This is a genomic window from Pseudomonas sp. BN102, from assembly GCF_029871245.1.
Classification (GTDB): domain Bacteria; phylum Pseudomonadota; class Gammaproteobacteria; order Pseudomonadales; family Pseudomonadaceae; genus Metapseudomonas.
Map to the genome: position 1 here is coordinate 115491 of NZ_SSON01000072.1, position 23888 is coordinate 139378.

Below are 23888 nucleotides of genomic sequence, written 5' to 3' on the forward strand. Positions count from 1 at the left end.
TGGAGATCGGGGATCAAGCGTGCTGGCGGTGCTGCTTTTCCAGCTTCTTCTTGATGCGGTCGCGCTTGAGGGACGACAGGTAGTCGACGAAGAGCTTGCCGTTGAGGTGGTCGCACTCGTGCTGGATGCACACGGCGAGCAGGCCTTCGGCGATCAGCTCGAAGGGCTGGCCGTCGCGGTCCAGGGCCTTGATCTTCACCTTCTGCGGGCGGTCGACGTTCTCGTAGAAGCCCGGTACCGAAAGGCAGCCTTCCTGGTACTGGTCCATCTCGTCGGTGAGGGATTCGAACTCGGGGTTGATGAAGACCCGCGGCTCGGACTTGTCTTCCGACAGGTCCATCACCACCACGCGCTTGTGCACATTCACCTGGGTGGCGGCCAGGCCGATGCCCGGCGCGGCGTACATGGTTTCGAACATGTCGTCGATCAGCTTGCGCACGGAATCGTCCACCACCTCCACCGGCTTGGCGATGGTGCGAAGCCGCGGATCGGGGAATTCGAGAATGTTCAGTATCGCCATATGCGTTTGTGATGCACTTGTGGAATAAAGTAAAAATCCGCTGCTAAGATGATGAGCAGCATCGAAAAACGGCTACAGAGCCCGGTTGGGGCGGCTCTCAGGGCGTTTCATGTGAATGGACATAATAAAGGGATTCACCGCATGAGGAAATCACTACTCGCCCTGCTGCTCCTGGCTGCCAGTGGCCTGACCCAGGCTGCGGTGGAACTCAGGGAGGGGCATCCGGAGCGCTATACGGTGGTCCGTGGCGACACGCTCTGGGATATTTCGGGCAAGTTCCTGAGCAAGCCCTGGAAATGGCCGGAAATCTGGCACGCCAACCCGCAGATCGAAAACCCGCACCTGATCTATCCAGGTGATGTCCTCAGTCTGGTCTACATCGACGGCCAGCCGCGCCTGGTGCTCAACCGCGGTGCTTCCCGCGGCACCGTCAAGCTCTCTCCCCAGATGCGCAGCACGCCCATGGCCGAAGCCATCCCGGCCATCCCGCTGGAAGCCATCAACAGCTTCCTGCTCTCCAACCGCATCATCGATGACCCCAAGGAGTTCGAAGCCGCTCCTTATATAGTCGCCGGCAATGCCGAGCGCGTGGTCAGCGGCGCCGGTGACCGCGTCTACGCCCGCGGCAGCTTCTCCGAGGAGCAGCCGGTCTTCGGCATCTTCCGCCAGGGCAAGAGCTACATCGATCCGGAAACCAAGGAATTCCTCGGCATCAACGCCGACGATATCGGCGGCGGCGAGATGGTCGCCGACGAAGGTGACATCGGCACCCTGCTGCTGACCCGCTCCACCCAGGAAGTCCGCCTCGGCGACCGGCTGTTCCCCACCGAGGAACGCGCGATCAATTCGACCTTCATGCCCAGCGCGCCGGCCGGCGACGTCAACGGTGTGATCCTCGATGTGCCGCGTGGCGTGACCCAGGTCGGCCAGTTCGACGTGGTCACCATCAACAAGGGCAAGCGCGATGGCCTGGTGGAAGGCAACGTGCTGGCGATCTTCAAGACCGGCGAAACCGTGCGCGACCGGATCACCGATGAATTCATCAAGATCCCGGACGAGCGCGCCGGCCTGCTGATGGTGTTCCGCACCTACGACAAGCTCAGTTACGGCCTGATCCTCGCCGCCTCCCGCCAGTTGGCGGTGATGGACAAGGTACACAACCCGTAACACCTCCAAGCCCCCGCGTCGCGGGGGCTTGTTGTATTGATGGCGGTCCTGCCGCTGCGCGCGGCGCGATCAAGGACCGATCGACATGCCAACTATCTCCCCTGCCGAGCTGGAAGCTCGCCTGCGTCTGCATCTGCTCCCCGAACTCGGCCCGGCCCGATTCCACCGCCTGCTGGAAGCCTTCGGCAGCGCCTCCGCCGCCCTCAGCGCACCGGCTCCCGCCTGGCGTTCCCTGGGGCTGCCGCAAGCCTCCGCTGACGCGCGGCGCAGCCCACAGATCCGCGACGCCGCCGCCAACGCCCTGGCCTGGCTGGAGCAGCCCGGTCATCGCCTGCTGTGCTGGGATGACCCCGCCTACCCCGCCCTGCTCGGTGAACTGGCCGGTGCCCCGCCGCTGCTGTTCGTCGCCGGAGATCCCGCGCTGCTGGAGCGGCCGCAGCTGGCCATGGTGGGCAGCCGCCGCGCATCGGCCGCCGGGCTGGACACCGCACGCGCCTTCGCCCGCAGCCTGGCCGGCGGCGGCTTCGTGATCACCAGCGGCCTGGCCCTGGGCATCGACGGCGCTGCCCACCAGGGCGCGCTGGATGCGGGCGGCAAGACGGTGGCGGTGCTCGGCACCGGCCTCGAGCGCGTCTACCCGAATCGTCACCGCAGCCTGGCCGCGCGAATCGTCGACGAAGGCGGCACTCTGGTCTCCGAGCTGCCGCTGGACTGCCCACCGCACCCCGGTAATTTCCCGCGGCGCAATCGCATCATCAGCGGCCTTTCCCTCGGCGTGCTGGTGGTGGAGGCCAGCCCCTCCAGCGGATCCCTGATCACCGCGCGCCTGGCCGCCGAGCAGGGTCGCGAGGTCTATGCCATTCCCGGTTCCATCCACCATCCAGGGGCCCGCGGCTGTCACCAGCTGATCCGCGAAGGCGCCACGCTGGTGGAGAAGGTGGAAGACATTCTCGAAGCCCTGCGCGGTTGGCAGGCCGTGGCGTCCGCTCCGCGGGTCGACACCCCGGCACCAGTCTCCCATCCGCTGTTGGACCTGCTGCGCGCAGCCCCCTACAGCAGCGAAGGCCTGGCCGCCGCCAGCGGCTGGGAGCTGCCACGTATCCTGGCCGAACTCACCGACCTCGAACTGCAGGGCCTGATTGCCCGCGACGCTGGCTGCTGGGTGCATCGCTCTGGTTGAGCCTTGTACACTTTGCCGAACTGGTTTGCGGGAGTGGGTGATGGTCAGCAAGTGGCGAGTGCAGCGAGTGGCGCGGATCGTGCGCGAGGGCGGGGTGATCGCCTATCCCACCGAGGCGGTCTGGGGCCTGGGCTGCGACCCCTGGAACGAGGACGCGGTGTATCGCCTGCTGGCGCTCAAGGAGCGTCCTGTGGAGAAGGGCCTGATCCTGGTGGCGGACAATATCCGCCAGTTCGACTTCCTCCTCGAAGGCCTGCCGGATACCTGGCTCGACCGCCTCGCCAGCACCTGGCCGGGACCCAACACCTGGCTGGTGCCGCACCAGGACCTGTTGCCGGAATGGGTCACCGGCCAGCACGAGAGCGTCGCCCTGCGCGTCAGTGACCACCCGCTGGTGCGCGACCTCTGCGCCCTCACCGGGCCGCTGGTGTCCACCTCCGCCAACCCTTCCGGCCGTCCCGCCGCCTATTCGCGCCTGCGGGTGCAGCAGTACTTCGGCGATGACCTAGACGCGGTGCTGGGAGGCGCCCTCGGCGGGCGCCGCAATCCCAGCGTGATCCGCGACCTGGTGAGCGGCAGGGTCCTCAGGGGATAAGCACGGTCGACCCGGTGGTCTGACGGCTGGCCAGGGCGGTATGCGCCTTGGCCGCGTCGGCCAGGGCAAAACGCTGCTTGATCTCCACCTTGATGCGGCCGTCGGCGATCAGCCTGAACAGCTCGTCGGCCATGGCCTGCAGGCGTTCCGGCGTATTCGCGTAGCCGAACAGGGTGGGCCGGGTGACGTAGAGCGAACCCTTCTGCGCCAGTATCCCCAGGTTGACCCCGCTCACCGGCCCCGAGGCATTGCCGAAGCTGACCAGCAGGCCGCGTGGGGCCACGCAGTCGAGGGAGATTTCCCAGGTGTCCTTGCCCACCGAGTCATAGACCACCGGGCACTTGGCCCCGTCGGTCAGTTCCTGCACCCGCTGTACTACGTTCTCGAGGCTGTAGTCGATGGTCGCCCAGGCGCCGTTGGCCTTGGCCAGCTCGGCCTTCTCGGCCGAGCTGACGGTGCCGATCAGCTTGACTCCCAGGGCCTTTGCCCACTGGCAGGCGATCAGGCCGACACCGCCGGCGGCGGCGTGGAAGAGGATGGTCTCGCCACCCTTGAGCTCAAAGGTCTGGCGCAGCAGGTATTGCACCGTCAGGCCCTTGAGCATCACCGCCGCGGCCTGTTCGAAGCTGATGCTGTCCGGCAGCCGCACCAGCTTGTCCGCCGGCAGCACGTGCAATTCGCTGTAGGCGCCCAGTGGGCCGGTGGCATAGGCGACGCGGTCGCCCACCTTGAACTGGCTCACCGCGCTGCCCACTGCCTCCACTTCGCCCGCGCCTTCGGTGCCCAGGCTGGTGGGAAAGGCCGGCGCCGGGTAGAGGCCGCTGCGGTAGTAGGTGTCGATGAAGTTCAGGCCGATGGCGCGGTTGCGCACGCGCACCTCCTGAGGCCCTGGCTCGGCCGGCTGGTAGTCCGCGTACTCGAGAACTTCCGGACCGCCATAGGCGGAGAACTGGATGCGTTTGGCCATGCTTGCAACCTCCTTGGTCGGAAAAGCCCCAATCCAACGCCTCGCCTTGACTCCCGTCAAGCCACCAGTGCCCCCGGCCGGTGGTATGCTTGCCTGCTCATTTTTCCGCCACCCTACCCGCTTCCAAGGTTGACGACGTGACTGACCGTATCGAGGCCGTGAAGGCCTACCTGCTCGATCTGCAAGACCGCATCTGCGCCGCCCTGGCGGAGGAGGACGGCAAGGCCGACTTCTTCGAAGACGCCTGGACCCGCCCCGCCGGTGGCGGCGGCCGCACCCGGGTGATCGAGAACGGCGCACTGATCGAAAAAGGCGGCGTGAACTTCTCCCATGTCTTCGGTTCCAGCCTGCCGCCGTCGGCCAGCGCCCACCGCCCCGAGCTGGCCGGCCGCGGCTTCCAGGCGCTCGGCGTGTCACTGGTGATCCACCCGGAAAATCCCCACGTGCCCACCTCCCACGCCAACGTGCGCTTCTTCTGCGCCGAGAAGGAAGGCGAGGAGCCGGTCTGGTGGTTCGGCGGCGGTTTCGACCTGACCCCCTACTACGCCGTGGAAGAAGACTGCGTGCACTGGCACAAGGTGGCCCGCGACGCTTGCGTGCCTTTCGGCGAGGATGTCTACCCGCGCTACAAGGAATGGTGCGACCGCTACTTCCACCTCAAGCATCGCAATGAGCCGCGCGGCATCGGCGGTCTGTTCTTCGACGACCTCAACCAGTGGGACTTCGACACCAGCTTCGCCTTCATGCGCGCCATCGGCGACGCTTATCTGGAGGCCTACCTGCCGATCCTGAAAAAGCGCAAGGACACGCCCTTCACCGAGCAACAGCGCGAGTTCCAGGCCTTCCGCCGTGGCCGCTACGTGGAGTTCAACCTGGTGTTCGACCGCGGCACCCTGTTCGGCCTGCAGTCCGGTGGGCGTACCGAGTCCATCCTCATGTCCCTGCCGCCCCAGGTGCGCTGGGGTTATGACTGGAAACCGGAGCCCGGCAGCGAGGAAGCGCGCCTCACCGAGTACTTCCTCAAGGACCGCGACTGGCTGAAGGAGGCGGGCCTCTGATGGACAGCTACTGCGTCTTCGGCAATCCCATCGGCCACAGCAAGTCGCCGCTGATCCACCGCCTGTTCGCCGAACAGACTGGCCAGCAGCTCACCTACGAAGCCGTGCTGGCGCCGCTGGACGACTTTACCGGCTGTGCGCGGCAGTTCTTCGCCACGGGCAAGGGCGGCAATGTCACCGTGCCCTTCAAGGAACAGGCCTATCAATTGGCCGCCAGCCTCAGCCCGAGAGCGCAACGGGCCGGCGCGGTGAACACCCTGAAGAAGCTCGACGATGGCAGCTTGCTCGGTGACAACACCGACGGTGCCGGCCTGGTGCGCGACCTGGTCCGCAATGCCGGACTGTCCCTGGCCGGCAAGCGCATCCTGCTGCTGGGTGCCGGTGGCGCCGCCCGTGGGGTGATCGAGCCGCTGCTGGCGGAAAAGCCTGCGGCCCTGGTCATCGCTAACCGCACCGTGGAAAAGGCCGAGGCCCTGGCCCAGCTCTTCGCCGACCTGGGGCCGGTATCCGCCAGCGGTTTCGACTGGCTGGAAGAGCCCGTGGACCTGATCATCAACGGCACCTCGGCGAGCCTCGCTGGCGACCTGCCGCCCATCTCGCCGAGCCTGATCAAGCCGGGCCACACGGTCTGCTACGACATGATGTACGGCAAGGAAATGACCGCCTTCAACCGCTGGGCCACCGAGCACGGCGCCGCGCGCACCCTCGACGGCCTGGGCATGTTGGTGGAACAGGCCGCCGAAGCCTTCCTGCTCTGGCGTGGCGTGTTGCCGGACAGCGCGCCGGTGCTGGCCGAGCTGCGCCGCCAGCTGGCCCAGGGCTGATGCGTAGGTTGGGCTGAGTACGACGAGGCCCAACAGCGGAGCCAGGCTCGTGATCGTTGGGCTTCGCTTCGCTCAGCCCAACCTACAGAGGCATAACGCCAAGCCACCTCCTGATGCACCGCCCCGTGAGCGATTCAATCGCGAATGAATTCGCTACAGATGCATTGCTATTCCGGGCAATGTCCTACCCCTCGATTACCAGGCTACTGCTTTCGTCGTCCAGCTTGCGCAGCTCCCGCTCCACCTGGGGCCTGGCGCGGCGCAGCACCAAGCTGCGCCCTTCCCCGCCCAGGCGCCTTGCCTCCTCATGCAGCATGCTCACGCCGGCGTAGTCGATGAAATTCACATGGTGGGCGTCCAGCACCAGACGTCCGGCGCTGCTGCGCTGGATCAGCTTCTGCAGGTAGGGGCAGGCGCCGAAGAAGATCGAACCCTCAATGCGCAGCACCTCGTCCTCGCCCTCCCTGCCCTGCAGCACCCGTGGCTGTGAGGTGCGCTTCAAGTAGAAGAACAGCGACGCCAGCACCCCGGCATAGATGGCCGTCTGCAGCTCGAGCAGCAGGGTGGCGGCGCAGGTCAGCGCCATCACCACGAATTCCGCGCGGCTGACCCGCCAGAGCTTGCGGATGCTGCGCCGGTCCGGCAGCCCCCAGCAGATCAGCAGGATGCTCGCCGCCATGGCCGGTAGCGGGATCAGCGCGATCAGCCGGGCGCCGAGCACGGCGAACAGCGCCACCCAGAGTGCCGAGAACACGCCCGCCAGCGGCGACTGCGCACCGACTTGCAAATTGAGCCCGGAGCGGGTGAAAGAGCCCGCCGAGAGGTAGCCGGAGAACCAGGCGCCAACCAGGTTGGACAGCCCCTGGGCGCGGGTTTCCTGGTTGGCGTCCAGAACCTGCCGGGACTGGCTGGCCAGGGCGCGGGCGATGGACAGGCTGGTGACCAGCCCGAGCAGGCCGCAGGCCACGGCCGATGGCAGCAGGCGCAGTACGTCCTCGGCATCGAAATGGATCGACGCGAGCGGCGGCAGGCTGCCGCTGAAGGACTGGACCAGCTCGACGCCGGCGAAGGCCCCTGGCAGCGCCGCCACCAGCAGGCTGCCGCCGGCTATGCCGATCAGCAGTGCCGGCAGGCGCGGCCACAGGCTGCGCACCAGAATCGACAGGCCCAGGGTGACGGCGGCCACCAGCAGCGACGGCCCGTGCACCTCACGCACATGCTCGGCCAGCTGCAACGCGCTCTGCCAGGCGGTGGCGCGCCCTTCCAGGTTGGAGAGACCGAGCAGGTTCGGCACCTGGCCAAGCGCGATCACCAGCGCCGCACCCAGGGTGAAGCCGAGCACCACCGATTGCGAGACGAAGTTGGCCAGCACTCCGAAGCGCAGCAATCCGAGCAGCCACTGAAAGGCCCCGGCGAGGACGGTCAGCAGCAGCACCAGGCTGATGTAGTCCTGGCTACCCGGCAGCGCCAGTGGGCTGACGCTGGCGAAGAGCACCACCGAAATGGCTGCCGTCGGCCCGCAGATCAGGTGCCGTGACGAACCCCAGAGGCAGGCGATGACCACCGGCACCACTGCCGCATACAGACCGTATTCCGGCGGCAGCCCGGCGATCAGTGCGTAGGCGATGGACTGCGGCAGGGCGAGGATGGCGCCGGTCAGCCCCACCAGCGCGTCGCGGCCGAGGCCGCGCGGCCGGGTGGAAGGCAGCCAGGTGAGGAAGGGGAAGAGGTCGGAGGGTTTCACGTTTGACCAGGCTCTTGTAGGGGCGAATTCATTCGCCCAGCAGACCGAAGGTCTGCCATTCGGGAGCGGCAAGGGGCAGCTGCGCTGCCCTTGGCGAATGAATTCGCCCCTACAGGAAAGACCGCCCCATCAGGGTCAGAGCTTCGCCTGCACCGCCGTCACGGCATCGCCGCCCTCGCGGGTGGTGACGCCCTGCAGCCAGCCGTCGACCACCGCCGGGTTGGCTTTCAGCCAGGCCTTGATCGCCGCGTCGTTGTTGGCATCGCCGTTGAGCACCTGATCCATGATGGCGTTCTCCATGTCTTGGGTGAACTGCAGGTTGGCCAGCAGCTTGCCCACATTCGGGCACTGCTGGGCATAGCCCTTGCGCGCCAGGGTGTTCACGCTGCCGCTTTCACCGAAGTACTTCTCGCCGCCCTTGAGGTAGGCCATGTCGTACTGCACGTTCATCGGGTGCGGGGTCCAGCCGAGGAAGACCACGAACTGGTTGCGCTTCACCGCCCTGCCCACCTGCACCAGCATCGCCTGCTCGCTGGACTCCACCAGCGTCCAGTCGCCCAGGCCGAACTCGTCCTTGGCGATCATCTGCCGGATCGACTCGTTGGCTGGCGAGCCGGAGGCGATGCCGTAGAGCTTCTTGTCGAACTTGTCGGCGTACCTGTCCAGGTCGGTGAAAGTCTTCACCCCGGCGTCGAAGACATAGCGCGGCACGGCAAGGGTGTATTCGGTGCCGCTGAGGTTCTGCGCCAGCTTGTCGATGCTACCGGCGGCGACGAACTTGTCGTAGTTGCTCTGCTGGGCCGGCATCCAGTTGCCGAGGAAGGCATCGATCTGGCCCTTGTGCAGGCCGGCGAAAATGATCGGCACCGCCAGGGTCGGAGTCTCGGTGCGATAGCCGAGACCTTCCAGGAGGACGCGCGCCACGCCATTGGTCACGGCGATATCGCTCCAGCCCGGATCACCCAGCTTCACCGTTGCGCAACTGGCGTCTTCCGCCTGGGCGTTGAACGCCAAGCCGGCCAGCAGCACGCCGCCGGCAAGCACTGCATTGATCGTCTTCATGCCTTGGTTCCTCGCAAGGGTGGGTCAGGGTTGGGGAAAGCGCGCGCGGCGTTCCAGGTCGTCCAGGTCGATGTGATTGCGCATGTACTGCTGGCTGGCGTCGACAAAGGGCTGGTGGTCCCAGCTCTTCAGCGTGCCGTGGGTCAGGGCCTCGGCGACGAAGCGACGGCGGCGCTGGCTGGCCAGGGTGGCCTGGTGGATGGCGGGGATGTCCCAGCGGACGCGGGCCTCTTCCAGGAAGGCTTCCAGCAGGTCCTGGTGGTCGGAGGAGCCGGCCAGGTTCTCCAGTTCCTGGGGATCGTTTTCCAGGTCGAACAGCAGGCAGGGGTCCTGCACCGAGTAGATGAACTTGTAGGCATCACGGCGGATCATCATCAGCGGGCTGGTGGTGCCTTCGGCCATGTATTCGCCCAGTACCTCGTCGTGCCCGCCACGGCCTTCGAGGTGCGGCAGCAGGGAGCGGCCATCCAGCGGCAGGCTGGTGTCCAGCTCGCCGCCAGCCAGCTCCACCAGGGTGGGCAGCAGGTCGACCGTGGAGACGGAGGCCTTCACCCGTGCGGCAGCAAAGCGCGCCGGGGCGTGTACCAGCAGCGGGACGCGGGCGGCCATCTCGAACCAGTGCATCTTGTACCAGAGGCCGCGCTCGCCAAGCATGTCGCCGTGGTCGCCGGAGAAGACGATGATGGTGTCCTGATCCAGGCCGCAGTCGGTCAGGGTCTTGCGCAGGCGGCCGACCTGCTCGTCGACGTAGCTGCAGGCGCCATAGTAGGCGCGCCGAGCGTCACGGACCTTGTGTTCGGGCAGCGGCTTGCCCCAGAGATCGATGACCTTGAGCAGGCGCTGGGAGTGCGGGTCCTGTTCGGCATCGGCCAAGTGCACGCGCGGCAGCTCGATGTCCTCGTCGCGGTACAGGTCCCAGTATTCCTCGGGGATGGTGTACGGGTCGTGGGGGTGGGTCAGCGACACCGTCAGGCAGAAAGGCTGTTCGGGGTGTTCGCGCACATGGTCGTAGAGGTACTGGCGCGCCTTGAACACCACTTCCTCGTCGAAATCCAGCTGGTTGGTGCGCACACAGGGACCCGCCTGCAGCACCGAGGACATGTTGTGGTACCAGCTCGGGCGCACGTCCGGCTCGTCCCAGTTCACCGCCCAGCCATAGTCGGCCGGGTAGATATCGCTGGTCAGGCGCTCTTCGTAGCCGTGCAACTGGTCCGGGCCGCAGAAGTGCATCTTGCCGGACAGCGCCGTGCGGTAGCCGAGGCGGCGCAGGTGGTGGGCGTAGGTGGGCACGTCGGCGGGGAAGTCGGCGGCGTTGTCATAGGCACCGATCTTCGACGGCAGCTGGCCGCTTACCAGGGTGAAGCGCGAAGGTGCGCACAGCGGGCTGTTGCAGTAGGCCGAATCGAAGACCACACCTTCGGCGGCGAGCCGCGACAGGTTCGGCACCTTGATTGGGGAGGGCGCGTAGAAGGGCAGCAGCGGCGCGGCCATCTGGTCGGCCATGATGAAGAGGATATTGGGGCGTTTCATCGTTCGCTTATCCATACTGTCGAATTATGCGAAAGTGCTGGTAACGATGATTGCGCCAGGCAATCGCCTGGTAAACGGCACAGCGGAACATGACTCGGATAAGCAAACGTTATGGCAGAGCTGCAAGCTGAACTGTCGTTGGACCTGCTGCGGGTGTTCGAATCCGCCGCGCGCCACCTGAGCTTCACCGCTGCCGCCGTGGAGCTGGGCACCACCCAGCCGGCGGTGAGCCAGCAGATCCAGCGTCTGGAGAAGCAACTGGCGACCCGTCTGTTCGACCGGGTGTATCGCGGTATCGAACTGACCGACAGCGGTCGCTTGCTGTTCCTGCATGTCCAGGAAGGCATGCAGTCCATCCGCGCGGGGCTGGAGGCCATTGGCTCGCGGACGCAGCATGAGGTGCTGCAGGTGGCCACCGACTTCGCCTTCGCCGCGTACTGGCTGATGCCGCGGCTGCACCGCTTTCATGAGGCGAATCCGGAGATCGACGTCAGCATCGTCACCAGCGATCGCACCATGAACATGCTGCGCTCGGAGGTGGACATCGCCATTGCCTTCGGCGACGGCCGCTTCAAGCATGGCGAGGCCATGCTGCTGTTTCGCGAGGAAGTCTTCCCCATCTGCAGCCCGCGACTGCTGGCGGGGCGCGCCAGCCCGTTACCGGTCGCGGCGTTGGCGGAGTTGCCGCTGCTGCACCTCAAACCCGAAGTGCGCACCCGCTGGTTCGACTGGGACGCATTGTTTCGCGAGCTGGGAATCGCCCAGCCGCCCGGCTCGGGCATGCTGCGTTTCGACAACTACACCCTGCTGATCCAGGCCGCCATCGCCGGCCAGGGCGTGGCCATCGGCTGGCGCTACCTGGTGGACGACCTGATCGACCAGGGCCTGCTGGTGCCCGTGCTGGACACCAGTGTCAGTTCGGATTTCGGTTACTACCTGGTGCAGCCGGAGCGCAAGCGCCGTGCGCGGTTGATGAAGTGCTTCGTCGACTGGCTGCAGCAGGAACTGGGTGACGAGGCCCGCCAGGCCCAGCTCATCAAGCATCGGGAAGCAATCGCCACCTGAGTCCCTGGCTTCGATTGCGCTGACGACATTGGCAGGAGGCCAAACTATTGGTTGGTTCTTCCCTTGTTTGAGACCAACGTCCCAAGAAATTCCCCCCGCTGTAATGCAATCGGCAAGAGCCTTGGCTATGAGTTCTGGCTTCATTCACTTCACGAGTGCTGCCGATGAACGTCTTCACCTGCCTGGCTGCCGGTCTCAGCCTGTGCGCCCTTGCCGGCCAGGCCAACGCCTGGTCGCAACCGACCCACAAGAACATCGTCAAGGATGCCCTGGCCTACATGAACTCTCCCTATGCGACAGGGGAGATGCGCGAGGCCTACCAGTTCTACGTGAGCGCCGCCGGTAGTGAGGCCAAGGCAGGCGAAATCCTCGGCCAGGCGGCCTACGATGTGGACGATTTCAGGGACACCCGCCTGGGCGGCTGGTGGGTCGGGTACGAGTACGCGCCGGTGTGGAACGCCGCCTCCGGGCTGGTGAACTACACCTCCTACTGGCACTTCCTCAACCTGACCCGCGACGGCGACGCCCACGGCAATGCCCATGGCGGCTACGACTATCGCTACCACAAGGTGGACGGTGGCATCGCCGATGTCGACTGGTACGCCATGGTTTATCTCTACAACCGCGAGCTGAAGCGGGAGGACTTCGACACCACCGAATCCCATTACCGCCGGGGCACCCGCTCCGACTGGCAAGGGCATTACGGTGACTTCCAGACCTCCTCCTTCCAGCCCATCGATAACCTCGCCGGTTACTGGTTCGACCAGTTCCGCGCCGCGCCCTCGCTGCAGACCATCGGCTACGCCCTGCACGCCACGGGCGATGTGGCGCAGCCGCACCACGTGTGGGTCACCTCGGCCAACGGCCACTCCAGCTGGGAAGGCTGGGTCGACGACCATTACGCCAGCGAAAAGCTCAACGATCCGGCGGCCGTGGCCAACCTCATCGGCCGCTATGACCCGAGCCGGAGCATCCGCGAGTTGCTGACCCAGACCGGTCAGGTCGCTTATGCTCATCCCGAGCCGCTCTACGACACCAGCTACGCGACGCGCCTGCGAGTAGCCAAGGAACTGATCCCGGAGTCCATCGCGCTCACCGTAACCGTGCTGACCAAGGGCGCCAGCAGCTTCAATGCGTCCGAAGGCATCTGAGGTGGGGCTGCGTCTGATCGCTGGCCTCGCGTTGGCGCTTTATCTGGGGGCTGTCCAGGCTCAACCCACTGCGACGGACCTGCGCATTGACGGCGACGTGCTGCCGGGCAGGAGCATCGCCCTGCTCGAACAGGTCCTCAGCCGGGTCAAGTTCAACACCGACCCACGGCAACTGCGCCGTGGGCTGGTGGAGAACCACCTGTTGGCCCGCGAGGTGGCGAGCGAAATGAACGTCCAGAATCGCGCTGACCTGGACGCCAGCGTCGAGATCGAAGCCGGCAACCTGCTGGAGCAGTACTACGGTCGCAGTGCTCGGCAGGACCTGCGACCCTTCCTTCGCCAGCCGCAGCCGCTCAGCGCCAAACGTCTGCGCGACACGCTGGCGCCGGCCTCCCGTGGGCTGGTGCAGAACAGCCTGGAACTCAGCCCGGAGCAACAGCGCGCGGCCGCGCAGGTGGAGCTGATCCGCTGGCAGTTTCCCGGCCAGCCCGAGCAGCACTTGGACCTGCTGTCTCTCTATCTGGGCGACAACATCCAGGGGCAGGTGGAGTTGCAGCAGGGCAACCTGGAATACCTGGCGCGTCAGGTGCAGACCCGTGTGCAGCGCGATTACCTCTGGTACCGCTTGGGCCAGGACGGTTTCACCCCGGCGGAGCAGCAGGGCTTGAAGACCCTGGTGCGCGATCGCCTGGTACGCCAGCGCTACCTGCACCAGATCGGCTTGTACAGCGACTTCCACCACGAGTCCGACACCCTGCGCGAACTGGCGCGCACAGTCAGCGACGCCGAAGCCGGGGCCTACTACCAGCGCAACCAGGCGCGCTACCGCAACGTCGCCCAAGTGCAGGCTGCGCATATCCGCCTGCCGGACCAGGTCAGCGCTGACCGCGTCTACGCCGAGTTGCAGCAGGGCCTGGATTTCGACGAGGCGGTGCGCCGCTATTCCCAAGCGCAGGACAAGGACCGCACGCCGCCGGGCGACCTCGGCCTGATCCGTCCCGAGAGCGGCCCGCTGGACCTCCTGCGCAAGACCGCGCTGATCCAGAAGGCCGACTCCCTGTCGCAACCGATGCGCATCGAGGGTGCTTTCGAGATCGTCCGGGTACGCAGCCGTGAAGACCGGCAACTGCCGCTCAGCGACCGCAGTGTTCGCTATGAGGTGAACCAGGCGGTGGCGCGGGAAAAGCTGGCTGCCGAGCTCGAGGCGCAACTGGGCCGATTGCTCACCGAGGCGCGGGTGGAAGGGCTATGAAGAGGTGGCTCGGCGTGGCCTTGGTCTGTAGCACTGCTGTTGCGGCGGCGGCCTGTGCAATGGTGTTGCTGACGCCGGGGCCGGAGTTCCGGCCAGCGCCCTCGCCAAGACCAGCGTTGCAGCCGCAGCCCATTACCGTTTCCTCTCCAGCGCCTGCTCCGTCGCCCGCCCCGCTTGTCGAAAGTCGGTCCCCTGCCCTGGCCACGGCAGCACCGAGCACGGAGACACCAACCATGGACCAGGCCGAGGCCATGCTGCTCATGCAGTGGATGGCTGAGAAAGGCGACCCGCGCAGCCCAACCCTGGGCGGACTGAAGCCGCGTCAGGGAGCCACCACCGCCGAGCTGGCGGACCGTCGCCAGTACGCGGCGTTGGAGGAGCGCCAGACCCGCGAACTGCTCCAGGCCTACGCCGGTGGTGTGCAACAGATTCCGGAGATTCGTGCACGCATCGAGGCGGCGGAGCAGAGTGGCGAACGCACTGCCATCGAACTGGACGAAGCGCGTGCTGCCCTGGCGCAACTGGAAGCCATGAAAGGGCGGCTGGAAAGTGAAGCGCCGCAGCTGCTGCCCAGCGACACCACGCTTCCCCCGGCGAAGCAATGACAACTGCGGCAAGCAACGGCCGCTTGCCGCTACCATGGAGGTCATCGGCATTTAGTGAGGCGTGAACATGCAGGATTTCTCCACACCCCGCATCAAGGGCTTCCACGCCCACGTCTATTTCGACGCCGCCACCCTCGAGCAGGCACGTGCCCTCTGCGAGGAAGCAGCTCGACGCTTCCCGTTGAAGATGGGCCGCGTTCACGAGAAACCCGTTGGCCCACATCCCGACTGGAGCTGCCAACTGGCCTTCAAGCCCGAGCTGTTCGGTGCGGTGATTCCCTGGCTGGCGCTGAACCGCAACGGCCTCACGGTGCTGGTGCACCCCATCACCGGCAGCGACCTGCGCGACCACCGCGACTACCCCATGTGGATGGGGGCGATACGGCCGCTGGATCTGTCCTGCCTCGAGGACGGCGAGATCGAGTACGACCTCTGATCGAGCCGTAGGGTGGATCACGCTTCACCGATCCACCATCGGTGCTCAATCTGGCCACGTTGGTGGACATGAAAAGCGATGTCCACCCTACGGGGCGTATACCAACGAAAAAGCCGCTGTTCCGGTGAGGGACAGCGGCTTTCTGTTGCGGCGCTGACGTCAGGCGCGGGAGCCGCGCACGCCTTCGGCGAGGATCTTGCACAGGCTGAGGACGCCGTCCACCGCCTTTTCCGGGGATTCCGCCTTGGCGATCTGGTCCACCAGGGCGGAGCCCACCACCACACCGTCGGCCAGCTTGGCGATGTTGGCCGCGTGCTCGGCAGTGCGGATGCCGAAGCCGATGGCCACCGGCAGGTTGGTGTGGCGGCGCAGGCGGGTGACCGCTTCCTGGACGTGTTCCAGGGTGGCGGAACCGGCGCCGGTGACGCCGGCCACCGAGACGTAGTAGACGAAGCCGGAGCTGCCTTCGAGTACGGTGGGCAGGCGATTGTCGTCGGTCGTTGGGGTGGTCAGGCGGATGAAGTCGATGCCCGCGGCCTGGGCCGGGTGGCAGAGGTCTTCGTTGTGCTCCGGCGGCAGGTCGACCACGATCAGACCGTCCACGCCGGCTGCCTTGGCATCGCCGATGAAGCGGTCGACGCCGTAGTAGTGGATGGGGTTGAAATAGCCCATCAGCACCAGCGGGGTGGTCTGGTTGCCGGTGCGGAATTCGCGAACCATCTGCAGGGTCTTGGCCAGGTTCTGCTCGCTGGCCAGGGCGCGGATGTTCGCCAGCTGGATCGAGGGACCGTCCGCCATCGGGTCGGTGAAGGGCATGCCCAGTTCGATGACGTCGGCGCCGGCTTCCGGCAGGCCCTTGAGGATGGCCAGGGAGGCGTCGTAGTTCGGGTCGCCGGCGGTGACGAAGGTCACCAGGGCGGCACGGTTCTGTTCTTTCAGCTCGGCAAAGCGGGTCTGCAGGCGGCTCATGCTTGCTGCTCCTTTTGCATGTGGTGCATCACGGTCTGCATGTCCTTGTCGCCACGGCCGGACAGGTTGACGACCATGATGTGGTCCTTCGGCAGCGTGGGTGCGCGCTTGAATACCTCGGCCAGGGCGTGGGAGCTCTCCAGGGCCGGGATGATGCCTTCCAGGCGGCAGCAGGTGTGGAAGGCGGCCAGGGCTTCGTCGTCGGTGATCGAGGTGTACTCGACGCGGCCGATGTCATGCAGCCAGGCGTGTTCCGGGCCGATGCCGGGGTAGTCCAGGCCGGCGGAAATCGAGTGGGCGTCGATGATCTGGCCGTCCTCGTCCTGCAGCAGGAAGGTGCGGTTGCCGTGCAGAACGCCGGGCACGCCGCCGTTCAGGCTGGCCGCGTGCTTGCCGGTCTCGATGCCGTGGCCGGCGGCTTCCACGCCGACGATCTTGACGCTGGCGTCATCGAGGAAGGGGTGGAACAGGCCCATGGCGTTGGAGCCGCCGCCGATGCAGGCGACCAGCGAATCGGGCAGGCGTCCTTCCTGCTCGGCGAGTTGCTCGCGGGTTTCCTTGCCGATCACGGCCTGGAAATCGCGGACCATGGCCGGATAGGGGTGCGGGCCGGCGACGGTACCGATCAGGTAGAAGGTGGAATCGACGTTGGTCACCCAGTCGCGCAGGGCTTCGTTCATCGCATCCTTCAGGGTGCCGGTGCCGGCGGTGACCGGGATCACCTCGGCGCCCAGCAGCTTCATGCGGAAGACGTTGGCCTGCTGGCGGTCGATGTCGGTGGTGCCCATGTAGATCACGCATTGCAGGCCGAAGCGCGCGGCCACGGTGGCGGTGGCCACGCCGTGCATGCCGGCGCCGGTCTCGGCGATGATGCGTTTCTTGCCCATGCGCCGGGCCAGGAGGATCTGGCCGATGCAGTTGTTGATCTTGTGCGCGCCGGTGTGGTTCAGCTCTTCACGCTTGAGGTAGATCTTGGCGCCGCCGCAGTGCTCGGTCAGGCGTTCGGCGAAGTACAGCGGGCTCGGGCGGCCAACGTAGTCGCGCTGGAAGTAGGCCAGCTCCTTCTGGAATTCCGGATCATCCTTGGCCTTTTCGTACTCGCGGGCCAGGTCGTGGATCAGCGGCATCAGGGTCTCGGCGACATACTGGCCGCCGAAGGCGCCGAACAGGCCCTTGGCGTCCGGGCCGGTGCGCAATGAAGTCATGGTGGAACTCCTGGGAGTGGTATCCGATGGGGGCCATTCTACCCCTGGTCGGGCGGGGGAAAAGCGATTAGATTGCTTTAATCTGTCAGCTAAACTCACGTGTCACCATGAGCCGAGACCTTCCCCCGCTGAATGCCTTGCGTGCCTTCGAAGCTGCCGCCCGGTTGCAGAGCATCAGCCGTGCCGCGGAAGAGCTGCATGTCACCCATGGTGCAGTGAGCCGCCAGGTACGGATGCTGGAGGAAGAGCTGGGCATCGCCCTGTTCAGCAAGGATGGTCGCGGCGTAAAACTCACCGATGCCGGTCAGCGCCTGCGCGATGCTACCGGCGAAGCCTTCGAGCGTCTGCGCAGCGTCTGCAGCGACCTGCAGAAGCGTAGCGAGGATGCTCCCTTCGTCCTCGGCTGCCCCGGTAGCCTGTTGGCACGCTGGTTCATTCCGCGGCTGGATCGGCTCAATCGCGAACTGCCGGAACTGCGCCTGCAACTCTCGGCCAGTGAAGGCGAACTGGACCCGCGCCGCCCCGGGATCGACGCCACCCTCTGCTTCGCCGAGCCGCCCTGGCCAACGGACATGCGGGTATTCGAGCTGGTGGCCGAATCCATCGGGCCGGTGCTCAGCCCGCGCTATGCCCAGCACGACGCCCTGGTTTCCGCCGCCCCAGCGGTCCTGCTGGGGGAAGCCCTGCTGCACACGGTCTCGCGGCCCCAGGCCTGGCCGCAATGGGCAGCCGCCCAGGGGCTGGCGGCGGAGCGGCTGCGCCTTGGTCAGGGTTTCGAACACCTCTACTACCTGTTGGAGGCCGCAGTCGCCGGACTCGGCGTCGCCATCGCCCCGCAGCAACTGGTCGCCGACGAGCTGGCAACGGGCCGCCTGGTGGCCCCCTGGGGCTTCGTCGAGACCCCGGCGCGCCTGGCCCTCTGGGTGCCGGCGCGACAGCTCGACCGGCGTGCTGAACGCCTCGCCTTGTGGCTGCGTCAGGAGTTGGCGGGCCGATAGCCGCATTCTTGGCTAGCCTTGCAGGGGAACCCATCCGTGCCTGCCACAGGAGATACGCCATGTCTGATCACCACACCTACAAGAAGATCGAGATCGTCGGTTCCTCGCGCAACAGCATCGATGAGGCGATCAACAACGCCCTGACCGAAGCGTCGAGGACGATCCGCAACATGGACTGGTTCGAGGTTGTGGAAACCCGAGGGCATGTAGAGAACGGCCGGGTCGGTCACTATCAGGTGACCCTGAAGGTCGGCTTCCGGGTGAGCGATAGCTGACCGCTTCCGTAGGCTGACGCTGGGCGACACCCGGCCCCGTCTGCGAGATGCGAGTTCCGGAGGAGCGCCGCCTTCCTCGGCGAACTGGGTTAGGCTCTGAGCGTCTGCCCCGCGGCCTTCGTGGAATCTGGCGCGGGGCGGATGGCTCGCGCGAGCCCGTTATCCATCACGAGGGAGCGTTACCCATGAAGAAACTGTTGTTGGCCGTTGGCCTGTTCACCCTGGCCGGTTCGGCCTTCGCCGCCGTAAAGCCCTGCGAGGAGCTGAAGGCGGAGATCGACGCCAAGCTCAAGGCCAAGGGCGTCGCCTCCTACACCCTGGAAATCGTCGACAAGGGCAGCGCCGCCGGCAAGCAGGTGGTGGGCACCTGCGAAGGCGGCAGCAAGGAGATCGTCTACCAGCGCAATTGATCGCGCTTCACCCGCCGGGCCGGCGCCGCGCGCCGGCCCAATCCTTACCTGCCGGTGGCCTGGTTACCGAAAAGTGCCTTCTAGCCGCCACCGGCGCCAATCCCTAGAGTAAGACCCACTGATTCACTCGGATAAGCGCCCGTGCCTGTCCCCTATCCAGGTCTTGCCCCATGACTGCCCTCTCCAAGCTGCCCTTGTCCGTTCTCGATCTGGCGCCCATCCGTGACCACGGCGGCGCCGCCCAGGCCCTGCACAACTCCCTGGAACTCGCCCGTCACGCCGAGCGCCTGGGGTTTTCACGCTTCTGGGTGGCCGAGCACCACAACATGGAAGGTATCGCCAGCTCGGCCACCGCCGTACTGCTCGGTTATCTCGCCGCCAATACGTCGACGCTGCGCCTGGGCTCGGGCGGCATCATGCTGCCGAACCACGCGCCGCTGGTGGTCGCCGAGCAGTTCGGCACCCTCGCCACCCTCTATCCGGGCCGCATCGAGCTGGGCCTGGGCAGAGCCCCGGGCGCCGATCACCTCACCGCCCGCGCGCTGCGCCGCGACCGCCTTGGCAGCGCCGACGACTTTCCCCGGGACGTCGAGGAGTTGGAAACGCTCCTTGGTCCGCGCCATCCGGGGCAGAAGGTGATTGCCATGCCGGGCGTGGACACCAATGTGCCCATCTGGCTGCTCGGCTCCAGCCTCTTCAGCGCCCAGCTGGCCGGGCAAAAGGGTCTGCCCTACGCCTTCGCCTCGCACTTCGCGCCGCGCTACATGCACGAGGCGATTCGCGTCTACCGCAACCACTTCCGCCCTTCGGCGGTGCTCGACAAGCCCTACGTGATGCTAGGCGTGCCCCTGGTGGCCGCGCCCACCGACGAAGAGGCGGAGTTCCTCGCCACCACCGTCTACCAGCGGGTGCTCGCCCTGATCCGCGGCGAAAGCCTGGTGCTGCGCCCGCCGGTGGAAAGCATGGCGGGTCGCTGGTTACCCCATGAGAAGGAGGCGGTGGGCAGTTTCCTGGCCATGGCCATGGTCGGCGGGCCGGAGAAGATCCGCGCGCGCCTGCAGGTGCTGCTGGAGCAGACCGAGGCGGATGAGCTGATCTTCACCTGCGATCTCTACCAGCACGAACACCGCCTGCGGGCGTTCGACATTCTCGCCGGCCTGCGCAACTGATTCAGAACGGTCCGCAGCGCGGGAAGATCTCGTGGCGGGCGAGGACATTGCGTTGCCCGTCATAGAGCCAGGCCATGGGCTGGTTGGCGGCGTTGCGCGCTTCCACGCGGTAGCGCTGGCCGGCCTGGAAGTTGTCGTAGTGCAGCTCCATGTAGCAGGTCAGGATGGTCGGTTCGGTATTCATGAAACCGCCCCCGCCGCCAATCTCGAACTGGTAGCGCAATTCCAGCTCGTGCTTGCCGGGTAACACCTGGTAGTAGCGACCGTCATTCCAGCGCTTGCCGTCCAGTCGGTTCGCCATGAGGACGTCGCTGGGGTCGTGGCGGATGTCGACCCAGGCCATGCGTGGGTCGGGTTCGGGGAGCTTGCCGGCGCAGGCGGTCAGGCTGGCCAGCAGCATCAGGGCCAACAGCGTGCGCATCGTGGGGCTCCTGCTGGGGTTGGGGTTTTCAGCATAACCCCTTGCCGGAGTTTTCAGACATTGCCGCAGCGACTTTCCCGTGCCTTGGCCACTTCCTGGTTACGTTCGTCATACAGACGCGCCCACGGGCGGAAGCCTATGCCGCCAGCCTGCAACTGATAACGCTCGCCCGCGGCGAACTTCGGGTAGGTCAGCTTGAGCAGGCAGGTGCGGCGGTAGCTCGAACTGCCCTGGCCGATGTCTCGGCCGCCCACCTCGAATTCCAGGCGTATTTCCAGTTCGTGATGACCGGGGCTGACCTGGAAATAGCGAGGGTCGGTCAGGGTCTTGTCGTCCACCCGGCTGGCTTCCATCACCTGGCCTTCCTGCTGCGAAAGGGAGACCCAGGCCTGATTCGGATCATGGCTGGGCATCAGCAGGGCACAGCCGCCGAGACTCAGCAGCAGCAGGGAAGCAAGCAGAGGACGCATGGAAGACTCCAACAGGGATATGGCAGTCGGTGGCTCTGATGCGCTAGTTTCGCGACATGTCGACCACCCTTCTTATCGAATTTCTTGACCGCATCCACCGGCCTCTGGTTCCCCTGCTGGGCGCCTTGCTGCTGAACGGTTGCTCCACCCTGGACTACTACAGCCAGTTGGCCCGCGGGCAACTGGACCTGCTGCGCTCCCGGCAGAGCGTGCAAGCGCTGCTCGAAGACCCGTCCCAGGACGCCGGGCTGCGTCGACGCCTGGCCGAGGCGCAGGAAGCCCGCGCCTTTGCCAGCGCCAAGCTAGGCCTGCCGGATAACGGCAGCTATCGGGTCTATGCCGATATCCACCGGCCCTACGTGGTCTGGAACCTGTTCGCCACCGAAGAGTTTTCCCTGCAGCCGGAGACCCACTGCTTTCCCATCGCCGGGTGCGTCGCCTATCGCGGCTACTACCAGTTGGGCCGGGCCCGGGGCGCGGCCGCCCTGCTCAGGCAACAGGGACTGGACACTTGGGTCGGAGGCGTCGAGGCCTACTCCACTCTGGGCTGGTTCGACGATCCTATCCTCAACACCATGCTGCGCCGGAACGACGACCGCCTCGCTGCGCTGATCTTCCACGAACTGGCCCACCAGCGGCTGTACGTGCCGGGGGACACCGCCTTCAATGAATCCTTCGCCAGCTTCGTCGAGCGTGAGGGGCTGCGCCAATGGCGCGCCAGCCGTGGCCTGGCGCCCCAGGACGAGGAGGCAGCCGAGCGCCGCGACGCCCTCACGCGACTGGTGCTGGACGCTCGCGAGCGGCTGGAGAGCCTCTACGCCCGTGACCTTCCAGCCGAACGGATGCGCCAGGCCAAGGCCGCCGAGTTCGAGCGCCTGCGCCGCGACTACCGGGAATTGCGTGATCGCCAATGGGGTGGCTCCAGCACTTTTGACACGTGGGTGGAAGGCCCGTTGAACAATGCCAAGCTGCTCCCCTTCGGCCTCTACGACCAGTGGGTGCCGGCCTTCGCCAGGCTGTTCCATGAAGCGGGCGGGAGCTGGCCGGGGTTCTATGAACGGGCGCGGGAGTTGGGGCAGTTGCCCCTGGCGGAACGAACCCAGGCACTGGAAAGCCTGATGGCAAAGCGCTAGAACTTGCCTGTCTGGCCGTCAGTCGAACGATTAGGACATCAAGGAAAGGGAGTAGTCGATGAAGAGAATTGCTGTAGTCCTCATGCTGGGAACGCTGGCGGGTACGGCCTTCGCGGCTCCCAAACCCTGCGAGGAGCTCAAGCAGGAAATCGAAGTGAAGATCCAGGCCGCCGGGGTGACCAGCTACACCTTGGAAATCGTGCCCAACGCCGAAGTGAAGGACCAGAACATGGTGGTCGGCTCCTGTGAGAACGGCACCAAGAAGATCATCTACCAGCGCAATAGCGACTAGGTGTGCGCCAGCCTTGTAGGGGCGATTCCAATCGCCAAGCAAGCCGAAGGCTTGCCTTGCTGAGCCTTTGGGGGCGCTCCGCGCCCCTTGGCGAATGAATTCGCCCCTACAGGAAAAGCGTTTTTCCCCTCAGTGGAACGCCCGGTCCAGCTCCTCAAGGCTGGCGAAGTAGTACGCCGGCGCTTCCCCCAGCAGCTCCTCGCGGCTGCCGAACCCATACCCCACTCCCGCACCGTGCAGGCCATTGCGGCGGGCGCCGATCAGGTCGTGCTTGCGGTCGCCGACCATCAGGGTGTCGGTGCGCTCCAGGCTTTCCTCCTCCAGCAGGTGGCGGATCAGCTCGACCTTGTCGGTACGGGTGCCGTCCAGTTCGCTGCCGAAGATGTGCTTGAAGTGCCGGTCGAAGCCGAAGTGCCGTGCGATTTCGCGGGCGAAGACGGTCGGCTTGCTGGTGGCGATGTAGAGGGTGCGGCCCTGGTCGCGCAGGCGTCCCAGCAGCGCGTCGATGCCGTCGAACACGCGGTTCTCGTAGAGCCCGGTGACCTTGAAGCGCTCGCGGTAATGGTTCACCGCTTCCCAGGCGCGGGCTTCGTCGAGGCTGTAGGTCTGCATGAAGCACTGCAGCAGCGGCGGGCCGATGAAATGTTCCAGCCGTGCCAGATCCGGCTCATGGATGTCCAGCTTGGCCAGGGCGTACTGCACCGAGCGGGTGATGCCTTCGCGCGGGTCTGTGAGGGTGCCGTCGAGGTCGAAGAGAATGTTCTGGTAGTGCATCTTTGCGGTCTCAGGCTCTGTAGCCTTCGGCGATATGCAGATCCTTCAGCTTCACGTAGTTCGCGGCGCTGTAGGTGAAGAAGGCCTTTTCCTTGTCGGAGAGCGCGCGAGCCTGTTTTACCGGGCTGCCGACATAGAGGTAGCCGCTTTCCAGACGCTTGCCCGGCGGCACCAGGCTGCCGGCGCCGAGCACCACGTCGTCCTCGATCACCGCGCCGTCCATGACGATGCTGCCCATGCCGATCAGCACCCGGCTGCCGACGCTGCAGCCGTGCAGCAGCACCTTGTGGCCAATGGTCACGTCGTCGCCGATTTCCAGGGGGTAGCCGTCCGGGTTGAAGGGACCGGCGTGGGTGATGTGCAGCACGCTGCCGTCCTGCACGCTGGTGCGCGCGCCGATGCGTATGCTGTGCATGTCGCCGCGAATGGTCACCAGCGGCCAGACCGAGCTGTCGTCACCCAGTTGGACGTCGCCGATGACCACGGCGGAGGCGTCGACGAAGACTCGCTCGCCGAGCTGGGGGCTGATGCCCTGGTAGGTTCTGATCGGGTTCATAGCTATTCCTGAGGCTGCGTCAGGCGGCGATTGTAATTAAGATGGCTCCCATCCGGGCTG

27 protein-coding genes are annotated in these 23888 nt (G+C 65.9%); 16 read left to right on the plus strand and 11 right to left on the minus strand.

Features of this window, described 5'->3' with window-relative positions; genetic code table 11:
- Nucleotides 1–13 precede the first annotated feature (13 nt).
- Nucleotides 14–520: a peptide deformylase gene (gene def, locus E8F12_RS18885; protein ID WP_280326728.1), complete on the minus strand. Its 507-nt coding sequence runs from the start codon at nucleotides 518–520 to the stop codon at nucleotides 14–16.
- Between the two features lie 141 nt (nucleotides 521–661).
- Between def and E8F12_RS18890 the strand changes: the two genes are divergently transcribed.
- The 3 genes from E8F12_RS18890 (at nucleotide 662) to E8F12_RS18900 (ending at nucleotide 3462) form a co-directional block, all read left to right on the plus strand.
- Nucleotides 662–1687, plus strand: a complete 1026-nt coding sequence (locus tag E8F12_RS18890; protein WP_280326729.1) for a LysM peptidoglycan-binding domain-containing protein — start codon at nucleotides 662–664, stop codon at nucleotides 1685–1687.
- A gap of 85 nt (nucleotides 1688–1772) precedes the next feature.
- A complete protein-coding gene (gene dprA / locus E8F12_RS18895; protein ID WP_280326730.1) occupies nucleotides 1773–2867 on the plus strand; it encodes a DNA-processing protein DprA in 1095 nt (364 codons plus the stop codon).
- Nucleotides 2868–2907: 40 nt separating this feature from the next.
- The gene (locus tag E8F12_RS18900) at nucleotides 2908–3462 is read left to right on the plus strand and encodes a Sua5/YciO/YrdC/YwlC family protein (protein WP_280326731.1); all 555 of its coding nucleotides are present in this window, start codon (nucleotides 2908–2910) and stop codon (nucleotides 3460–3462) included.
- Here the strand turns inward: E8F12_RS18900 and E8F12_RS18905 are convergent.
- Nucleotides 3452–4429: an NADPH:quinone reductase gene (locus E8F12_RS18905; RefSeq protein WP_280326732.1), complete on the minus strand. Its 978-nt coding sequence runs from the start codon at nucleotides 4427–4429 to the stop codon at nucleotides 3452–3454. The genes E8F12_RS18900 and E8F12_RS18905 overlap by 11 nt on opposite strands.
- Nucleotides 4430–4566: 137 nt before the next feature.
- Between E8F12_RS18905 and hemF the strand changes: the two genes are divergently transcribed.
- Together hemF and aroE are read left to right on the plus strand one after the other, a co-directional pair.
- A complete protein-coding gene (gene hemF, locus E8F12_RS18910) occupies nucleotides 4567–5487 on the plus strand; it encodes an oxygen-dependent coproporphyrinogen oxidase (protein ID WP_280326733.1) in 921 nt (306 codons plus the stop codon).
- Entirely contained in the window at nucleotides 5487–6311 is an 825-nt protein-coding gene (aroE, locus tag E8F12_RS18915; RefSeq protein WP_280326734.1) for a shikimate dehydrogenase, read from the plus strand. The genes hemF and aroE overlap by 1 nt, the downstream gene beginning before the upstream one ends.
- Nucleotides 6312–6495: 184 nt before the next feature.
- Here aroE and E8F12_RS18920 read toward each other — a convergent pair whose 3' ends face one another.
- The 3 genes from E8F12_RS18920 to betC form a co-directional block, all read right to left on the minus strand.
- On the minus strand, nucleotides 6496–8055 hold the full coding sequence (locus E8F12_RS18920; RefSeq protein ID WP_280326735.1) for a SulP family inorganic anion transporter: 1560 nt from the start codon (nucleotides 8053–8055) through the stop codon (nucleotides 6496–6498).
- Between the two features lie 135 nt (nucleotides 8056–8190).
- A complete protein-coding gene (gene choX / locus E8F12_RS18925) occupies nucleotides 8191–9117 on the minus strand; it encodes a choline ABC transporter substrate-binding protein (protein ID WP_280326736.1) in 927 nt (308 codons plus the stop codon).
- A gap of 24 nt (nucleotides 9118–9141) precedes the next feature.
- Nucleotides 9142–10647 carry a choline-sulfatase gene (gene betC / locus E8F12_RS18930; protein ID WP_280326737.1) on the minus strand — a complete coding sequence of 502 codons (1506 nt, stop codon included), beginning with the start codon at nucleotides 10645–10647 and terminating at the stop codon, nucleotides 9142–9144.
- A gap of 111 nt (nucleotides 10648–10758) precedes the next feature.
- Between betC and E8F12_RS18935 the strand changes: the two genes are divergently transcribed.
- The 5 genes from E8F12_RS18935 (at nucleotide 10759) to E8F12_RS18955 (ending at nucleotide 15156) form a co-directional block, all read left to right on the plus strand.
- Complete coding sequence (locus E8F12_RS18935) at nucleotides 10759–11712, plus strand: LysR family transcriptional regulator (protein ID WP_280326738.1); 954 nt, start codon at nucleotides 10759–10761, stop codon at nucleotides 11710–11712.
- A gap of 164 nt (nucleotides 11713–11876) precedes the next feature.
- Nucleotides 11877–12863 carry a hypothetical protein gene (locus tag E8F12_RS18940; protein WP_280326739.1) on the plus strand — a complete coding sequence of 329 codons (987 nt, stop codon included), beginning with the start codon at nucleotides 11877–11879 and terminating at the stop codon, nucleotides 12861–12863.
- Nucleotides 12844–14115, plus strand: a complete 1272-nt coding sequence (locus E8F12_RS18945; protein WP_280326740.1) for a peptidylprolyl isomerase — start codon at nucleotides 12844–12846, stop codon at nucleotides 14113–14115. The genes E8F12_RS18940 and E8F12_RS18945 overlap by 20 nt, the downstream gene beginning before the upstream one ends.
- Before the next feature lie 233 nt (nucleotides 14116–14348).
- The gene (locus tag E8F12_RS18950; protein ID WP_280326741.1) at nucleotides 14349–14720 is read left to right on the plus strand and encodes a hypothetical protein; all 372 of its coding nucleotides are present in this window, start codon (nucleotides 14349–14351) and stop codon (nucleotides 14718–14720) included.
- Between the two features lie 67 nt (nucleotides 14721–14787).
- Nucleotides 14788–15156: a DOPA 4,5-dioxygenase family protein gene (locus E8F12_RS18955; RefSeq protein WP_280326742.1), complete on the plus strand. Its 369-nt coding sequence runs from the start codon at nucleotides 14788–14790 to the stop codon at nucleotides 15154–15156.
- Between the two features lie 159 nt (nucleotides 15157–15315).
- On the opposite strand, the gene trpA is transcribed toward E8F12_RS18955, so the two are convergent.
- Both trpA and trpB read right to left on the minus strand, forming a co-directional pair.
- Nucleotides 15316–16125 (minus strand): tryptophan synthase subunit alpha, encoded by an 810-nt coding sequence (gene trpA / locus E8F12_RS18960; protein WP_280326743.1) that lies wholly within the window; start codon nucleotides 16123–16125, stop codon nucleotides 15316–15318.
- Nucleotides 16122–17330 carry a tryptophan synthase subunit beta gene (gene trpB / locus E8F12_RS18965; RefSeq protein ID WP_280326744.1) on the minus strand — a complete coding sequence of 403 codons (1209 nt, stop codon included), beginning with the start codon at nucleotides 17328–17330 and terminating at the stop codon, nucleotides 16122–16124. The genes trpA and trpB overlap by 4 nt, the downstream gene beginning before the upstream one ends.
- A gap of 107 nt (nucleotides 17331–17437) precedes the next feature.
- Here trpB and E8F12_RS18970 point away from each other — a divergent pair, with 107 nt between their 5' ends.
- The 4 genes from E8F12_RS18970 (at nucleotide 17438) to E8F12_RS18985 (ending at nucleotide 20182) form a co-directional block, all read left to right on the plus strand.
- Nucleotides 17438–18328 carry a LysR family transcriptional regulator gene (locus E8F12_RS18970; protein WP_280326745.1) on the plus strand — a complete coding sequence of 297 codons (891 nt, stop codon included), beginning with the start codon at nucleotides 17438–17440 and terminating at the stop codon, nucleotides 18326–18328.
- Between the two features lie 59 nt (nucleotides 18329–18387).
- Entirely contained in the window at nucleotides 18388–18603 is a 216-nt protein-coding gene (locus tag E8F12_RS18975; RefSeq protein ID WP_280292112.1) for a dodecin, read from the plus strand.
- 185 nt (nucleotides 18604–18788) lie between these two features.
- Nucleotides 18789–19013, plus strand: a complete 225-nt coding sequence (locus tag E8F12_RS18980; protein ID WP_280326746.1) for a DUF1161 domain-containing protein — start codon at nucleotides 18789–18791, stop codon at nucleotides 19011–19013.
- Between the two features lie 170 nt (nucleotides 19014–19183).
- Entirely contained in the window at nucleotides 19184–20182 is a 999-nt protein-coding gene (locus tag E8F12_RS18985; RefSeq protein WP_280326747.1) for an LLM class flavin-dependent oxidoreductase, read from the plus strand.
- 1 nt (nucleotide 20183) lies between these two features.
- Here the strand turns inward: E8F12_RS18985 and E8F12_RS18990 are convergent, their stop codons facing one another.
- Both E8F12_RS18990 and E8F12_RS18995 read right to left on the minus strand, forming a co-directional pair.
- Nucleotides 20184–20603, minus strand: coding sequence for a hypothetical protein (locus E8F12_RS18990; protein ID WP_280326748.1), 420 nt, complete (start codon nucleotides 20601–20603; stop codon nucleotides 20184–20186).
- A gap of 53 nt (nucleotides 20604–20656) precedes the next feature.
- Nucleotides 20657–21073 (minus strand): hypothetical protein, encoded by a 417-nt coding sequence (locus tag E8F12_RS18995; RefSeq protein WP_280326749.1) that lies wholly within the window; start codon nucleotides 21071–21073, stop codon nucleotides 20657–20659.
- Nucleotides 21074–21129: 56 nt separating this feature from the next.
- Here E8F12_RS18995 and E8F12_RS19000 point away from each other — a divergent pair, with 56 nt between their 5' ends.
- Nucleotides 21130–22206: an aminopeptidase gene (locus E8F12_RS19000; RefSeq protein ID WP_280326750.1), complete on the plus strand. Its 1077-nt coding sequence runs from the start codon at nucleotides 21130–21132 to the stop codon at nucleotides 22204–22206.
- Nucleotides 22207–22264: 58 nt separating this feature from the next.
- Nucleotides 22265–22498: a DUF1161 domain-containing protein gene (locus tag E8F12_RS19005; RefSeq protein ID WP_280326751.1), complete on the plus strand. Its 234-nt coding sequence runs from the start codon at nucleotides 22265–22267 to the stop codon at nucleotides 22496–22498.
- A gap of 129 nt (nucleotides 22499–22627) precedes the next feature.
- On the opposite strand, the gene E8F12_RS19010 is transcribed toward E8F12_RS19005, so the two are convergent.
- A complete protein-coding gene (locus tag E8F12_RS19010) occupies nucleotides 22628–23272 on the minus strand; it encodes an HAD family hydrolase (protein WP_280326752.1) in 645 nt (214 codons plus the stop codon).
- 10 nt (nucleotides 23273–23282) lie between these two features.
- Nucleotides 23283–23828 (minus strand): gamma carbonic anhydrase family protein, encoded by a 546-nt coding sequence (locus tag E8F12_RS19015; protein WP_280326753.1) that lies wholly within the window; start codon nucleotides 23826–23828, stop codon nucleotides 23283–23285.
- Between the last annotated feature and the right edge of the window lie 60 nt (nucleotides 23829–23888).

Coding starts and splice junctions, on each gene's coding strand:
- E8F12_RS18975 (WP_280292112.1), top strand. CDS start 18,388: ATGTCTGATCACCACACCTACAAGAAGATCGAGATCGTCGGTTCCTCG.
- trpA (WP_280326743.1), bottom strand. CDS start 16,125: ATGAGCCGCCTGCAGACCCGCTTTGCCGAGCTGAAAGAACAGAACCGT.
- E8F12_RS19010 (WP_280326752.1), bottom strand. CDS start 23,272: ATGCACTACCAGAACATTCTCTTCGACCTCGACGGCACCCTCACAGAC.
- E8F12_RS18945 (WP_280326740.1), top strand. CDS start 12,844: ATGCGTCCGAAGGCATCTGAGGTGGGGCTGCGTCTGATCGCTGGCCTC.
- E8F12_RS18905 (WP_280326732.1), bottom strand. CDS start 4,429: ATGGCCAAACGCATCCAGTTCTCCGCCTATGGCGGTCCGGAAGTTCTC.
- betC (WP_280326737.1), bottom strand. CDS start 10,647: ATGAAACGCCCCAATATCCTCTTCATCATGGCCGACCAGATGGCCGCG.
- aroE (WP_280326734.1), top strand. CDS start 5,487: ATGGACAGCTACTGCGTCTTCGGCAATCCCATCGGCCACAGCAAGTCG.
- E8F12_RS18955 (WP_280326742.1), top strand. CDS start 14,788: ATGCAGGATTTCTCCACACCCCGCATCAAGGGCTTCCACGCCCACGTC.
- E8F12_RS18890 (WP_280326729.1), top strand. CDS start 662: ATGAGGAAATCACTACTCGCCCTGCTGCTCCTGGCTGCCAGTGGCCTG.
- E8F12_RS19015 (WP_280326753.1), bottom strand. CDS start 23,828: ATGAACCCGATCAGAACCTACCAGGGCATCAGCCCCCAGCTCGGCGAG.
- E8F12_RS18950 (WP_280326741.1), top strand. CDS start 14,349: ATGGACCAGGCCGAGGCCATGCTGCTCATGCAGTGGATGGCTGAGAAA.
- E8F12_RS18990 (WP_280326748.1), bottom strand. CDS start 20,603: ATGCGCACGCTGTTGGCCCTGATGCTGCTGGCCAGCCTGACCGCCTGC.
- E8F12_RS19000 (WP_280326750.1), top strand. CDS start 21,130: ATGTCGACCACCCTTCTTATCGAATTTCTTGACCGCATCCACCGGCCT.
- choX (WP_280326736.1), bottom strand. CDS start 9,117: ATGAAGACGATCAATGCAGTGCTTGCCGGCGGCGTGCTGCTGGCCGGC.
- E8F12_RS18980 (WP_280326746.1), top strand. CDS start 18,789: ATGAAGAAACTGTTGTTGGCCGTTGGCCTGTTCACCCTGGCCGGTTCG.
- E8F12_RS19005 (WP_280326751.1), top strand. CDS start 22,265: ATGAAGAGAATTGCTGTAGTCCTCATGCTGGGAACGCTGGCGGGTACG.
- E8F12_RS18900 (WP_280326731.1), top strand. CDS start 2,908: ATGGTCAGCAAGTGGCGAGTGCAGCGAGTGGCGCGGATCGTGCGCGAG.
- trpB (WP_280326744.1), bottom strand. CDS start 17,330: ATGACTTCATTGCGCACCGGCCCGGACGCCAAGGGCCTGTTCGGCGCC.
- E8F12_RS18995 (WP_280326749.1), bottom strand. CDS start 21,073: ATGCGTCCTCTGCTTGCTTCCCTGCTGCTGCTGAGTCTCGGCGGCTGT.
- def (WP_280326728.1), bottom strand. CDS start 520: ATGGCGATACTGAACATTCTCGAATTCCCCGATCCGCGGCTTCGCACC.
- dprA (WP_280326730.1), top strand. CDS start 1,773: ATGCCAACTATCTCCCCTGCCGAGCTGGAAGCTCGCCTGCGTCTGCAT.
- E8F12_RS18940 (WP_280326739.1), top strand. CDS start 11,877: ATGAACGTCTTCACCTGCCTGGCTGCCGGTCTCAGCCTGTGCGCCCTT.
- E8F12_RS18935 (WP_280326738.1), top strand. CDS start 10,759: ATGGCAGAGCTGCAAGCTGAACTGTCGTTGGACCTGCTGCGGGTGTTC.
- E8F12_RS18970 (WP_280326745.1), top strand. CDS start 17,438: ATGAGCCGAGACCTTCCCCCGCTGAATGCCTTGCGTGCCTTCGAAGCT.
- E8F12_RS18985 (WP_280326747.1), top strand. CDS start 19,184: ATGACTGCCCTCTCCAAGCTGCCCTTGTCCGTTCTCGATCTGGCGCCC.